We start from the raw sequence: 13,272 nt of genomic DNA on the forward strand, positions 1-13,272 counted from the left end.
TTTTTTTTCTTTAAAAGTTAACATTAACACCAAAAGTAAAGGCACGCATGCTAGGATAAGAGTTAAAGTCCAAACCAGCACCCGCGTTAGCCGTTTGCGCATTGGAACTATATTTAATCAGCGCATCATTTTCATAGCCTTTCGTGTCGACCTCTGGATCCCAGCCTGAATAACCACTGATTGTAAACAGATTTTCAGCCATTACATATATGCGTAATGATTGCATCGCTTTGGTTTTTAGGGGTACTGTGTAGCCTAATGTTAAATTTTTTAACCGCAAAAAGGAGGCGTCTTCCACAAAATGATCATTCACATACCCCCCATATTCTGTATAATAGAATCCATTTCGAGGCAAGTCGGTGTTGGTATTTTCGGGTGTCCAGCGATTCAATGCATCTGTAGAACGATTCCATTCCAAATTCATGCGCGTCATATTTAGCAGGTCGTTACCCAAATTCCCATAAATGAAAACAGATAAGTCGAAATTTTTGTAAGCGAAGGTATTGGTGATTCCATAGGTAAGCTTTGGATAAGCAGATCCGATGATTGTTCTATCCGCAGCGGTAATAATACCATCTCCATTGACATCGGCAAATTTCGGATCGCCGGCTTTCGAATTAGGTTGTGCCGCGTAGGCTTCTCCCTGCTGAATAACGCCAATATATTTGTATCCAAAAAGCGAACCGAGCGGCTCTCCTTCGCGAATAATGGCATAAGCCTCTTCAGAAACGGTTCCCATTGGCTTGGAAGAAGTAATAAAGATATCGTTATCGCCACCAAGATCAAGCACTTTATTGCGGTTCATGGCAAAATTCAATTTCGTGTCCCAGGTGAAAGCTCCGGTTAAATTTTTTGTAGCGATAGCGAACTCAAATCCCTTATTGGAAACAGAACCAACATTACTTTGACCAGAGGAATATCCGGAGTACAGAGGTAAATTCAATTTAATCAAGAGGTCGCTTGTCTTTTTATAGTAAGCGTCCATGGTAACGGCAATACGATCATTCAACAAAGCGAAGTCTATTCCGGCATCGTACTGGCTGGTCGTCTCCCATTTAAGTCTTGTATTAGCAGGTGATGAGCTATTTAAATAGGTACCACTGGTATTATTGATTCCATCAAAGGTATAATTGGCATTGCTCATTAATCCGTAAGAAGCATAATTCCCAATCCGTTCATTCCCGGTTTTACCATAACCCAGACGCAACTTAAGATCGGAGAACAATTGTTGGTTTCGCATAAAAGATTCGTTGATCAACTTCCAGGCGAAAGATCCGGAAGGAAAGGTGCCCCATTTGTTGTCGGAGCCAAAGCGCGAAGAACCATCGTGCCTTACGGTGAAAGTAAACAGGTATTTATCATCAAAAGAATAATTTGCCCGACCGAAAAATGAAATCAGCATATTTTCCGATTTATAAGAATTGACACCCGAGATGGTAGATGCCGCACCCAGGTTGTTATAACCATACAAGTCTGTTGAGAATCCATACACATTGATTCCCTTATTACTATTTGTAAATTTTTCATAAGAGTAACCGCCCATTAGATTTAGGTGATGCTTGCCGAAACCTTTATCGTAGGTAATAAACATGTCCGCTAAATTGTGGGTCAGGTTATAATCCGACTGGGAGGCTACTCCCTTATCGATACTACCTTGATAAGAGTCTTGCGACAAGTAAGTACCCAATTGATCATGCAGAATTTCGGTGCCCGCGTCAAACCGTGCAGTTAGGCCTTCAAATGGTTTTATCTCCAAATAAACGTTCCCATTAAGCTTATCCTTTTGTACATCGTTCTGACGAGCCATTAAATTTGCAAGTGGGTTGTCTCCTCTTCCTCCGGGAGGACGGCCAAAGGCACCATTCGCATCATATACCGGAACGGTGGGATCATAAGTCAGCACACTGTAGAGCACATTGGAATTCAAGATATTTCCATCATATATTTGGTAGTTGGAATTTTCTCTTTGACCAAAGATGGAAGCACCTGCACGTACATAATCATTAATAGTTTGATCGATGTTGACTCTTCCGGATACACGTTTGAAGTCGGTAGTTTTTAGAATCCCCTTTTGATCGAAGTAACCCACACTGCTTAATACCTTCGTCTTCTCACTCCCACCTGTAAATTGTAGATTATGATTTTGTACGGTAGCGGTTCGAGTAGCTTCTTTCACCCAATCTGTGTTGATGGTTGAATTCAATTGCGATTGCGTATAAACACCATTCTCAATTCCTTCCTGTCCGTTGATTTCTTTATACAACTCATTAGCAAGCAACATATAGGATTTACCGTCCAGCAAATGATAAGGATTGATTGCCTTTTGCGTTCCGATATATCCGTTGTAAGCGACATTGCTTTGCCCAGCTTTACCCCGTTTTGTGGTAATCATCACCACACCGTTAGCACCCCGTGAGCCATAAATAGCCGTAGCGGATGCATCTTTTAAAATTTCCATAGACGCAATGTCGTCTGGATTAATGTTGACCCCATTATTGCTGGGGAAACCGTCAATGACATAAAGCGGTTCATTACTGCTACTTACTGAGTTGGAGCCACGTATGCGAATAGACATACTTCCACCTGGGGCTTTTGAGTTTTGTGTGACTACTACACCGGATGCACGTCCCTGAATAGCCTGCGCGACATTACTGATCGCGCCTCCTTTTGTTAAGTCATCGGCACTTAGCGAAGCGATTGAGCCCGTCAAATCTCCTTTCTTTTGTGTACCATAACCAACAACTACCACTTCATCTAGTCGCGATTCGATATTGCTCAAAACAACATCAATAGTTCCGGCGTTTGTTACGGGAACCTCCTTTTCGGCATAACCGATAAATCGGAAGACTAGGGTAGCCCCCTCAGGCACTTTTAACTGATACTGCCCATTCGCATTAGTCGTGGTACCGTTAGATGCCCTGCCCTTCACAAATACCGAAACACCCGTCAATGCCGCTACCGAATCTCGGACCGTACCGCGTATATCCAGGTCCTGTTGCTGCATCATTTCGCGGCTTGAGCTTAGAGCTGAAACAGGAGCAATCGTGATGGTGGTGTTATGTCTCTTATATTGCAATTTTTTGCTATTTAAAGCCTTTTGCAAAACTTCCTCCACCGGCACGTTATGTAGCTTTAAGGAAACAGTACCTGCCGCCTTCAGCTGTTCCTCGTTGTAAAGGAAACGATAGTGTGTCTGTCTTTTCAGTGCTTGCAATACCTCTTTCAGTGGCGCATTCTCTAGCGATATGCTGACCTGTTGCGCCTTCCCTGCTGCATAGACACCCCACGAAAAGACAAAGACCATCAGCCATGTTAATTTCATAATCCTTACAATTTGTAAGTAAAGCGTCTTCCTTCCCGACGCTTTCTCTCGAGATAAACGATTCATATCTGTTTTGCTGCTACGTCCATATGGAATATTCGGTCTAATTTATTCACATTTGTAGTGCTTATACTACCTGGATATTTCATACTTTCGTATAGTTAGGGTTTGGTTATTATATCCTTCAATCATAATACGAGTGCCTTAACTTTTACCGGGAGTGTTGGCCCACTCCCGGTATTCGTTTGACGTTTTTACTAACTATTAGGTTGGTTTTGATTTCAAGTTCATTTCAACTAGGATTTGCTATAATTTGGAGCTTTCGTCCGTTCACATTAAAATTCAATCCGCTTACTTCTTTCAGCATTTCGAGTACTTCGCTTAACCTCTCTTTTCGACTGATACTGCCACCAATATGGATATCGGGAAGTTTTCCTTTGTATGATAGTTCGAGATCATACCAGCGAGCAACTTCCTCTAAAATAGGTTTGATGGCATCTTCATTGAATAAAAAGTGTCCTTCTTTCCACGCAAGAGCTTTTTCAATATCAGCAGTTCCTATGTTAAGATCATTACCATCAGCGACGGCACATTGCCCCGGTTTTAGATCATATAGGCTGCTGCCGTAATGAACTTTTACCGCGCCACTAACGAGGGTTGTCATGCTTTCCTTTTCATAGGATCGTGCGTTAAAGCTTGTCCCTAAAACAGTAATTTTTGTATCATTCATTGTGACTTTAAAAGGGCGCTTTTTGTCCCTTGCCACTTCAAAATAGGCCTCACCTTCCAAGGTAACTAGCCTTTCATTATTAGCAAAACTGACCGGAAAAACAAGTTTTGATGCGGCATTAAGCCAAACCTTTGTTCCGTCAGGTAAGGTAAGACGGTAGTTACCCCCGGGAGGAACAAAAAGTGTATTATAGATTAACCGGGCCGCGCTTGCCTTTTCTCCTCGATAGATCAGTTCTTCTTTAGTTCCCTGCATATTCGTCCCATCATGTTCATTAAGCGCCACCGATTTGCTACCAAGGTGAATGGCACTACCGTCGGAAAGCACTAATTTCGCCTTACTTTCACCAGGTAACACATCATTCGCATAGCGATGGGAACTGTCAGGAATTACCTTATTGTCTCGGTGATTAAAGTGCTTGAGCGTAAAGGTTAAGAATAAAGCGATGCCCGCAGCGATACTTATCCAAAAGGAATTTATTCGGCGCCTGGATCCCTTATTTGCTTTTTCTTTAAAGCGATTCCAAGCCTTTTCGGTATCCCTTTCTTTTAAAGTCTTTATACGACTTGCTATCGTTGGTGTGTCCTTATACATTTCCAACAGATCTTGCAGGTTTTTGTCTCGCTCCAGTAAATCTAAAAATTGAGACTCCTCCTGCTCAGAAAGTGTACCTTGAATGTACCCGGCTATCAATCGAGCCTTTTCCAGTGGGTCGTCGTACATACCTCTTCGTTATATACTGCTAAAGCACCTTCGGATAAAAAAAGTATGGAAGAAAATGAAAAAAATTATGAAGAAAATACAGGTTGCTCAGGAAAAGCAACTGCCTAATGAAATCAAAGGTTTATTTTATACATCCCACTTGGACGCACCCAAGTGGGGCAAGGTGCTTCGGCTTGTCTATTCCGTTGCAACCCGTGGTCAAGATGCCCATCCGTGAATCGGAGCCACCCTCTTACACAATGGCATGTCCTTCGTTCGTCGATTCACTGATTACCGTCTGCTTCGCATAATAATGGTGAAGGGGCATCTTTGACTGCCGGTTGCTGCCTCCACAGACTAGGCCATTGACGTCCTTCGGAACGGCTATGCGTCTGGGTGATGGCGCAGGGTAAAACGGCCTTCCAGGGTGAGCGTAAAGAAAATTCGGTTAGCAGGGCGGGCTAAAGTGCTATGCGAAAAAGCGAAGGGAAGGAATTGTGAATAGGGGCGGCTCCGCAGAACAGAGGGATAGGAACCGAATTTTTAGCGAGAACTGGACAGCCTTGATGTTTGCCTCACTTTGCATCGAAGGTAAAGTGAGATGAAATTAAAGAGAATAAAAATATGACTAAAATAATCCTTCTTTTAATCTAAGCGCTATTACGAAGTATATGCGATTGAATACTCGTGGTACTGCAAGCTTATTTTAACAAGGTGACAAGAAGCACCGTAAAAAGCTCGGGCTTCAATTGCTCTTTGAGTAGATGAAGGGCTCGCTGTTTTTGACTTTTTACAGTATGGATACTTATACCTAAAAGCTCAGCAATTTGCGGGTTCTTTAGTCCTTCCAAGTATCCCATCCTGCATATCATGGCACAGCCTCCCGGAAGCTTATCTAAGGCGGCCATTAATTCCCCGAGAACTTCTGCATGAATTAAAAAGTTATCGATCTGAAAATCTTCTAATAATTGGTCCGGATGCTGTTTTTGATATTTTTCGACCACCTTATGGTGTCTAAATCGATTGAACGCATCATGTTTAATGGTTGTATACAAATATGATTTAATGGCATGTTCGCTCCAAAGCGTACCATTTGTCTGTTCACAGAAGACAACGAAAGCGTCCTGCACCAAATCTTCCGCTTCCTCCTCATTGCCCGAAAGCTTATACGCGAATTCAAACAAACGCAGATAATACTTTTTGAATAAGTCTTCAACTGACAAACGATTCGGTTGGTCCATGTAATTGGGTTCATTCATCATAAAGCACCTATGTATTAGATAATCAATATCTAGTAAATACCCTGCTTAGTATTGGTTAATATAATTGAACTAGCGATTCTTATCAGAAAGATTGATTGTATCGATCAAGTGTAGAAACTTTTTAGATGAAATGCAAATCCTTTGCAAACGCAACCGATTGCGTGTTTTGATATCAGCTGTCGGTCGGTACCGACCAAGCTGTAGGTATAAGGTTTAGGTATTAGCTTTCAGCTATCGGATCGGATGTCGGCTTTCGACTGTAACTATGGACAATAAGCGTTGAACTCATGACAAGGCACTCATTACTCCTCACTCAATGCGCATATACTCTATTACTTCTCATCGTCCCAATAACTTAATTTCAAATAGTTTATCCCAGTTTTTGCCTGTTACGTAGAGATGTTTACCCTGCTGATCATAAGCGATCCCATTGAGTACATTGGTATCTTCGGTCACATCTTTCTGAGGCAACAAGCCAATAAGATTAATCTCAGCCTCCACTTGTCCTGAATGTGGATCGATTACCACGACGACATCAGAGTAATAAACGTTGGCATAGATTTTTCCATCAATGTACTCCAATTCGTTCAACTTATCAACAGGACCTTTGTGGTTATATACTTCGATAAAGCCTTCCTCTTTAAAATTATCTTTATTTAGGAAATAAAGACGGTTGCTACCATCTGATTTGATCAGACGCTGTCCGTCAAAGCATAATCCCCAACCCTCTTTGCTTGCTTGGTAAGGAAATTCTCCCACCTTTTCGAAAGAGTTTCTATCATACACAAATCCAACGCCTTCTTCCCAGGTTAACTGAACAATTTTATCACCGACAAAGGTCATTCCTTCTCCAAAATATTTGGAGGGGAGATCGATTTTCTTTACAACCTTACCGGTTTTTAACTCCACTTTCCGCAGGGTTGATTGTCCGCGCTGTCCAGTGCTTTCATACAGAAAGCCATCATGATATTCTAGACCCTGCGTATAAGCGTGAGCATCGTGCGGATACGTATTAACCACCGTAAAACTGTATTGTTCAGGAAGTTTGGATGCTACAACAACAATATTCGTACTAGCGCTTTCTGACTGCCCTGCCTTAAAGACATTAGCAGTGATAAGCTGACTTCCCATACCCAAACTATCTGTCTTTAACCAAACGGCGCCACTGTCTTTTACCGTTACATAAGGCTTATCATTTAATGAATAAGCAATTGAATCAAAAGAAAGGTCTGCCGGTAAACTGAGTTGCAGAGAAACACTGTCGCCTTTGTTGATCAAAGATCCTGGTTCAACAGCGCTAAAGCTCAACGATTTATTGGATGAATTATTCGATTTTTCTCGATCACAAGCCGCCACACTACATAAGGCAGTCAATGCCAGAAGCAAAAATTTGTTCATACACAAATATAGAAGATGTAGTGTATATGACATAATTTATTCCTATGATACAAACTTAGAGAATAGTAATATTTTAGGTATAGTTAATTGTTGAGTAGTTGAGACGTTAAGTAGTGATGAGTGTTGCCTGCCTGCCGGTAGGCAGGAATCATGAGTGATGAATCTCTTTTCTACTTATCCTGATACCTACGTCTTGATACCTGATACTTACCTGCCTGCCGGCAGGCAGGTGTCCTGATACTAAACCTGTCCTCACAAAAGTACGTCATAACCAGACACCAATAACTAATAACTAATAACAACTAACCAATAACTAATAACAAATAACCAATAACGAATAACCAATAACCAATAACCAATAACTAAGAATACCTAGGCCAAAAGGCGTCTTTGATATGTCGGATATTATATTTTTTATCTTTATTTGCAAAAATAGAAACGATATCGAAACGGATCTCACCCGCATAGTGATGTTGACGAATATAAATGGTTGCCGCTTGTGATAGCTTACGTTGTTTTTGCCAATTAACGGCTTCGTAAGGAAGTCCAAAACCGCTACTAGACCGGGTTTTTACTTCAACAAAGACCAATTGAGTCCCATCTTTCATGATCAAGTCGACCTCTAGATGCTTATAGCGCCAATTCTGCTTCACCAAATAATAGCCCTGATGCAATAAATACTGCAGTGCGGCCCGTTCTCCATCCGAACCGGTTATCTGATGCGTAGCCATTCATTGAATTATTTAACAATCACAGTTCCCAAGTAACCTGTCAACTCCTTTTCCATCATCTTTAGCTTTTGATATTTGTCGATAAGGATTTCCAAATTCGCTTCATTATGCTCTATTTTCAAGGCCTCTCTAACTTCCTGCATATTTTGTTCTACCTTCCGTTTCTTTATACGATAAAGCGCTCCCAATACTGCATTTTTTAAATTATCTGTTTCTTGAGATACATAAATCTTTCGTTTCTCATCGTTCCAATTAGGGCTTAGGCTATACGGCGATGAAAGCAGGGAAATAGCCAAATCTGCAATTTCGCGATCTGCATGACTAATAAAATAGCGTTCGTCCGGTAATTCCTCGCGTTCAATAAATTCCAAGTAAATGGTTATGATCTTTTGACACAAAGGATCTGCAAACTCAATGTCTTGCAAACCTGCAAATAACACGAAGGCAATGGGGTAGTCCTGTTCCCATTTCGCGGGTATTTGTCCATAATTAATGAGCAAGCGGATAATCTCACGCTCCTGTAAAGCGATAGATTGCGATAGTGCGGGCTGCAGTTCCTCCTGCGAGCGTGTTTCCGCCATATCCCGCGGGTCCATAAACAGGTCAGGAGGTGGCTCATCTCCACCAAAGGGAGCGTTTGCAGCAGCAGATGAATCCGAAGACTTTTGATTTTTCTTGATTGCTTGCAGCTTTTGTTTGTTTAATTCTGCGATCAACAAACGTTCTTCAATATCCAACAATCGGCTACATTCTCGTATAAATACAGAAGCCTTAATATCATCGGGAATAAGCGCGATACTGTCTACCACATCATGAATAACACCCGCACGTTTTACGGGGTCATTCCCGGCATCTTTGAGTAGAATGTCGGTCTTGTAAAAAATAAAATCCTTACTGTTTTCCGCTATATATTGTTTGAATTGCATTGCGCCATGTTTCATGGCAAAAGAATCCGGATCGTCTCCGTCGGGAAAAAGGAGCACTTTAACGTTCATCCCTTCTTCTAACAACATATCCATTCCCCTTAACGATGCTTTGATACCCGCAGCATCGCCATCGTATAAAATGGTTACATTTCGCGTAAATCTTGAAATCAGTCGGATTTGACCAGTGGTCAATGAAGTTCCTGAGGAGGCAACCACGTTTTCGACGCCCGCCTGGTGCATGGAAATCACATCCGCATAACCTTCCACGAGAAAACAATTATCCTGGTCCGTTATTGCCTTCTTGGCAAAGTATAAACCGTAAAGAACATCGGATTTATGATAAATTAAGCTCTCAGGTGAGTTAACATATTTCGGCGTCTTCTTATCTGTTTTGAGCGTTCTTCCTCCAAAACCCAAGACACGTCCTGTCAGGTTATGTATAGGAAACATCACCCGCCCTCGGAACCGATCATAACGTTTCCCGTCATCTCTACGAATTATCAAGCCTGTTTCGTCCAAGAATTCTTCGCTGAAGCCACCCTTTACGGCTTCTTCATATAAAGCTGCCCATGCTTCGGGGGAATAACCCAGTTCGAACTTTTTAATGATATCATCCCGATAACCCCGTTCGCGAAAATAACTCAGACCGATAGCCTGACCGTCCTCTGTATCCCAGAGGCTTTCACGGAAAAATTTAGCCGCCCAATTGGTAATGATCAATAGGCTTTCGCGCTTGTCGCTTGCCGCCGCCTGCTCCGGAGATAGTTCAACCTCCTCAACTTCTATATTATATTTCTGCGCCAAGTAGCGTAACGCTTCCGGGTAGGAATATTTCTCAAGCTCCATAACAAAGCGTACTGAATCCCCTCCAGCGCCACAACCAAAACACTTATAAATACCCTTGCTTACAGAAACATGAAAAGAAGGTGTCTTTTCATTATGGAATGGGCAAACACCAATTAAGCTCGTTCCCCGTTTCTTTAAGTCCACAAAGTCACCCACCACTTCTTCGATACGAGCGGCATCCAAAATTTTCCCGATTGTTTCCTGCTTAATCATTCTTGGTAAAGATAGTAATTTTCGTTATTGGTTAGTGGTTGTTGGTTGCTAGTTATTAGTTGTTGGTTGCTAGTTATTAGTTGCGAGTGCAGAATTTGGTAGCAAGACACCTGCCTGCCGGCAGGCAGGTAGGTATCAGGATAAGTAACAAGCCCGAAGGGCTCATATACTAACTAAACTAACAAAGCATCAATAACCCCGAAGGGCTCATTGACACCTTAAAAAAACTAACAAAGCATCAATAACCCCGAAGGGCTCATTGATACCTTAAAAAAACTAACAAAGCATCAATAACCCCGAAGGGCTCATTGATACCTTAAAGAACTAACAAAGCATCAATAATTCAAAAGCCTACCGGAGGGATGGCCTGCCTCATGGAGGGACAGTAAAAAAGCCTATTCGCATATCACTTGTTTCCGCTTTCGCTACTGCTACTCCTCATTCATCACTCCTCACTCATCACTCCTCACTCATCACTACTTAATACCTAGCTTTTCATTCTTTACTTCTGGTCCATTGGCAAATTTGATTCCGAAGGCATCGTTCCCGGAAGTTCGCTCGAAAATTTGCAATCCGAAATATGGTACTGCTGCTATTAAATGATCAAAAATATCAGCCATTATATATTCATATTCGGCCCACTTGGTTGTATTGGTAAAAGCATATAACTCCAAAGGCAAGCCATTTTCAGTTGGCGCCAATTGCCTAACCATCAACGTCATGCCCTTATGAAGCCCTGGATGATTATTCAGATACCAATCAATATATTTTCTGTAAAGTCCGAAGTTCGTAAAGTTTCGCCCATTCAATGCAACGGTCCTGTCTGCTCCTATTTTTTCGTTGTGCTTTTTAATCACTTCTCCGCGCTCGTCAATATAATCACGAATTCCTTGTATTTTTTGGAAACGAGGAAGCTCTTCGTCACCCACAAAGCGAATGCTGCCCTGTTTAATAATGATTGCCCTTTTAATGCGACGCCCACCGGATTCTTGCATTCCGCGCCAATTCTGAAATGAATCGGATATAAGGGTATAGGTAGGAATAGTGGTAATCGTTTTATCGAAATTACGCACTTTTACGGTTGTTAGGTTAATTTCTTCCACGTCGCCATCTGCGCCGTATTTAGGCATGGTGATCCAGTCGCCGATACGAACCATATCATTGGTTGTTACCTGAATGCTGGCCACAAACCCCATGATGGTATCTTTAAACATGAGTAATAGAATCGCCGAAGCAGCGCCCATAGCGGCAAAGAAAGCCGTCGGGGATTGACCGGTTATACTGGAAAAAATAGCTACGGCACCAAATAGAAAGAAAACCATCCGAATAACCTGTAGATAACTCTCCATTGGTTTAGCTGAAAATTCGGGTTTTTCTCGTAATACGTCGGCACCCGACCTTATAATGGCCATCACAATGGATATGATCATAAAAACCATGTAAACTTCCATGGCGATGTCCAAGGGATTTATTAAATGCGGGAAGTCATTAAATACAACCGGTATCGAATTTTTCACCAGGCTGAATGGTGCTATCAGTGCAAGAAAATGAGGAAAGCGGTTTTTTAACAGATAATCGAAAAACCGAAGTTGCGTACTATTGTAAATTTTAGTAAAAGCGATTTTCAGTGCTTTTCTCACAACATGTTGTACGGCATAAACTAGAAATACCAAAATTGCGAGCAGAACAAAGACATTCACATAAGTAGCCACTTCTTTGTTTATGCCGAGATCAATGAGTTTGTGATAGGTGAATTCACTAATAAAATTGGAGGATTTCTCTAAGCTGCTTTCTAAATTGTCCATTGTGGAATAGGTTTTAAATATCATCCAAACCCGTAGGCCGGATAAGTTAAAATAAAAACACGATGTTAAAGCTCGGAAAAACAGAAGATATCTGTTAGAGCCAATAGATTCATAAGCCAAAGGCCTTATTAGCAAAGATACGATTTTTCAGCTAGTTTCCTAGACGTTTGAGAGCAATATAGGCCATTAAGCCCGTACTTATGGATAATGCTTTTTCATCGACATCAAAATCAGGGGTGTGTACCGATGCCGTGATTCCTTTTTCTTCATTACGCGTACCTAAGCGATAAAAACAAGCATCCGTTACCTGCGAATAGAAAGCGAAATCTTCTCCCGCCATCCAAAGATCTAGATCCAGTACATTTTCCTGTCCAAGGTATTCAACGGCATAGCCACGAGCTTCCTTGGTTAGCGCTTCATTATTCACAAGATAGGGGTAACCGTGGCGTACTTCAAAATCACAGGATCCGCCCATGCTTTCTGCGATGCCTTCGGCCATTTTTTTCATTTTTTTATGCGCCTCTTTGCGCCATTCTTCATCAAATGTGCGAAATGTTCCCTCCAGCTTAACCTCATTCGGAATTACATTCGTAGCGCCTTCCGCATTAATTTTACCGAACGACAAGACGGTAGGCATCTTGGGGTCGGCTACACGACTTACGATCTGCTGCAAAGCCGTAATAATATGTGCGGTAATAACAATAGGGTCTATATTTTGTTGTGGTTGTGCCCCGTGGCCCCCCTTTCCTTTCACCGTTACATAGAGTTCATCAGTAGATGCCATGTACTTCCCCGCCCTAAATCCAACTTTACCTGCATCGATCAGCGGCATGACATGTTGACCGATAATAGCTTGTGGTTTGGGGTTTTCAAGCGCTCCCTCTTTTATCATAATACTTGCCCCTCCAGGAAGCTTTTCTTCTCCAGGTTGAAAGATTAACTTAACAGTTCCTGCAAATTGATTTTTCAAGGAAGCTAGTATTTTAGCTGTTCCCAATAAGGAAGAAGTATGCACATCATGACCACAAGCATGCATAACACCTATATTTTTAGATCCATAAGTTCTTCCTTCTACTTCTTTAATTGGTAAAGCATCCATATCCGCCCTTAAAGCTATCACCCCATCCCCGACTTGTTCTCCCTTAATGAGGGCAACGATTCCAGTATTCGCCATTTCTTCCCAAGCGATACCCAAAGCATCCAATTTCTCTTTGACAAATACCGAGGTATTGTATTCTTGAAAAGACAATTCCGGGTTGGCGTGAAGATGACGGCGCGTATCTACTATCTCAGAGAAAATGGTTTGAGCTAATGCTTGGATAGATTCTTTTAACATG

At 41.8% G+C, this 13,272-nt stretch carries 9 protein-coding genes; 1 reads left to right on the plus strand and 8 read right to left on the minus strand.

Features of this window, described 5'->3' with window-relative positions:
• Positions 1–10: 10 nt before the first annotated feature.
• Both QT327_RS27085 and QT327_RS27090 read right to left on the minus strand, forming a co-directional pair.
• Positions 11–3,322, minus strand: a complete 3,312-nt coding sequence (locus QT327_RS27085) for a SusC/RagA family TonB-linked outer membrane protein (protein ID WP_207303806.1) — start codon at positions 3,320–3,322, stop codon at positions 11–13.
• Positions 3,323–3,614: 292 nt separating this feature from the next.
• Positions 3,615–4,775, minus strand: coding sequence for a FecR family protein (locus tag QT327_RS27090; protein WP_130858123.1), 1,161 nt, complete (start codon positions 4,773–4,775; stop codon positions 3,615–3,617).
• Between the two features lie 67 nt (positions 4,776–4,842).
• Here QT327_RS27090 and QT327_RS27095 point away from each other — a divergent pair, with 67 nt between their 5' ends.
• Positions 4,843–4,992 (plus strand): hypothetical protein, encoded by a 150-nt coding sequence (locus QT327_RS27095; RefSeq protein WP_165447063.1) that lies wholly within the window; start codon positions 4,843–4,845, stop codon positions 4,990–4,992.
• Positions 4,993–5,455: 463 nt separating this feature from the next.
• Here QT327_RS27095 and QT327_RS27100 read toward each other — a convergent pair whose 3' ends face one another.
• The 6 genes from QT327_RS27100 to QT327_RS27125 form a co-directional block, all read right to left on the minus strand.
• Complete coding sequence (locus QT327_RS27100) at positions 5,456–6,016, minus strand: RNA polymerase sigma-70 factor (protein WP_130858124.1); 561 nt, start codon at positions 6,014–6,016, stop codon at positions 5,456–5,458.
• Positions 6,017–6,355: 339 nt separating this feature from the next.
• Positions 6,356–7,414, minus strand: a complete 1,059-nt coding sequence (locus QT327_RS27105) for a glutaminyl-peptide cyclotransferase (RefSeq protein ID WP_157622175.1) — start codon at positions 7,412–7,414, stop codon at positions 6,356–6,358.
• A gap of 362 nt (positions 7,415–7,776) precedes the next feature.
• The gene (locus QT327_RS27110) at positions 7,777–8,145 is read right to left on the minus strand and encodes a YraN family protein (protein WP_013663976.1); all 369 of its coding nucleotides are present in this window, start codon (positions 8,143–8,145) and stop codon (positions 7,777–7,779) included.
• An 8-nt stretch (positions 8,146–8,153) separates the two neighbouring features.
• Positions 8,154–10,130 carry a DNA primase gene (gene dnaG / locus QT327_RS27115; RefSeq protein ID WP_130858125.1) on the minus strand — a complete coding sequence of 659 codons (1,977 nt, stop codon included), beginning with the start codon at positions 10,128–10,130 and terminating at the stop codon, positions 8,154–8,156.
• Positions 10,131–10,606: 476 nt separating this feature from the next.
• Positions 10,607–11,935, minus strand: coding sequence for a mechanosensitive ion channel family protein (locus QT327_RS27120; RefSeq protein WP_049795130.1), 1,329 nt, complete (start codon positions 11,933–11,935; stop codon positions 10,607–10,609).
• Between the two features lie 151 nt (positions 11,936–12,086).
• Positions 12,087–13,271, minus strand: a complete 1,185-nt coding sequence (locus QT327_RS27125; protein WP_130858126.1) for a M20 metallopeptidase family protein — start codon at positions 13,269–13,271, stop codon at positions 12,087–12,089.
• Between the last annotated feature and the right edge of the window lies 1 nt (position 13,272).

The sequence above is a fragment of the Olivibacter sp. 47 genome (assembly GCF_030372825.1).
GTDB lineage: Bacteria > Bacteroidota > Bacteroidia > Sphingobacteriales > Sphingobacteriaceae > Olivibacter > Olivibacter oleidegradans.

What these genes read in the sequence shown, in the direction of transcription:
- QT327_RS27085 (WP_207303806.1), bottom strand. Translation starts at nt 3,322, where the DNA reads ATGAAATTAACATGGCTGATGGTCTTTGTCTTTTCGTGGGGTGTCTAT.
- QT327_RS27090 (WP_130858123.1), bottom strand. Translation starts at nt 4,775, where the DNA reads ATGTACGACGACCCACTGGAAAAGGCTCGATTGATAGCCGGGTACATT.
- QT327_RS27095 (WP_165447063.1), top strand. Translation starts at nt 4,843, where the DNA reads ATGAAGAAAATACAGGTTGCTCAGGAAAAGCAACTGCCTAATGAAATC.
- QT327_RS27100 (WP_130858124.1), bottom strand. Translation starts at nt 6,016, where the DNA reads ATGATGAATGAACCCAATTACATGGACCAACCGAATCGTTTGTCAGTT.
- QT327_RS27105 (WP_157622175.1), bottom strand. Translation starts at nt 7,414, where the DNA reads ATGAACAAATTTTTGCTTCTGGCATTGACTGCCTTATGTAGTGTGGCG.
- QT327_RS27110 (WP_013663976.1), bottom strand. Translation starts at nt 8,145, where the DNA reads ATGGCTACGCATCAGATAACCGGTTCGGATGGAGAACGGGCCGCACTG.
- dnaG (WP_130858125.1), bottom strand. Translation starts at nt 10,130, where the DNA reads ATGATTAAGCAGGAAACAATCGGGAAAATTTTGGATGCCGCTCGTATC.
- QT327_RS27120 (WP_049795130.1), bottom strand. Translation starts at nt 11,935, where the DNA reads ATGGACAATTTAGAAAGCAGCTTAGAGAAATCCTCCAATTTTATTAGT.
- QT327_RS27125 (WP_130858126.1), bottom strand. Translation starts at nt 13,271, where the DNA reads ATGTTAAAAGAATCTATCCAAGCATTAGCTCAAACCATTTTCTCTGAG.